The sequence below is a fragment of the Mesorhizobium sp. M7A.F.Ca.CA.001.08.2.1 genome, assembly GCF_003998455.1.
GTDB classification, from domain to species: Bacteria; Pseudomonadota; Alphaproteobacteria; order Rhizobiales; family Rhizobiaceae; genus Mesorhizobium; species Mesorhizobium ciceri.
Window position 1 is genome coordinate 1 of record NZ_RZPW01001346.1, and the last position, 723, is coordinate 723.

Consider the following 723-nt stretch of genomic DNA (forward strand, 5'->3'; position numbering starts at 1 on the left):
ATATGCAGCAGGGCGGCACGGTGCTGTTCGACACCCGCGACCAGTTCGCCAACGGCATCGGCGCCGATTCGACCAGCCCGGCGACGGAGCGGCTGCGCGACATCCTCGGCAACCTCAACGTGCCGCCGCTGGAGCCGGTGCCGTCCGACCACGTGCTGACCAAATCCTTCTTCATCCTGCCCGAATTCCCCGGCCGCTTCGCCGGCAGCCCACTGTGGGTCGAGGCGTCGCTCGACGCCAGCAATGCCGAGAACCGGCCGGTGCGCACCGGCGACGGCGTCTCGCCTATCATGATCACCGCCAATGATTTTGCCGGCGCCTGGGCGGTCGACGAGAATGGCGATCCGCTGCTGCCGACCGTACCGGCGGACCCGATGCAGCGCGTCTACGCGCTGCGCGCCGGCGTCAACATCATGATGTACATGCTGACCGGCAACTACAAATCCGACCAGGTGCACGTGCCCATACTGCTCGAACGGCTGGGGCAGTAAGATGAGTTTGTTTGGTGCCCTCCGGTCGCGGATAAACCCTCCCCAAAAAGAGGAGGGTAAGGAATGAACTGGTCGATTTCCTTCGAACCGCTGATCTCCTGGCCCCTGTTGGCCTTGGCGCTGGTGCCGCTGGCGCTGCTGGCGCTTGTCGGCCTGTGGTTTCGCCAGCGCGGCTCGGTCTTCCGCTTCATCGCCCTTTTGGCGCTCGCCGCCGCTTTGTTCAACCCGGTGT

1 protein-coding gene is annotated in these 723 nt (G+C 65.0%); it reads left to right on the forward strand.

The window, feature by feature from the left end; genetic code table 11:
• Positions 1-491: DUF4159 domain-containing protein (locus tag EN914_RS37285; protein ID WP_164779261.1), on the forward strand; the 491-nt coding region annotated here is incomplete at its 5' end.
• Between the last annotated feature and the right edge of the window lie 232 nt (positions 492-723).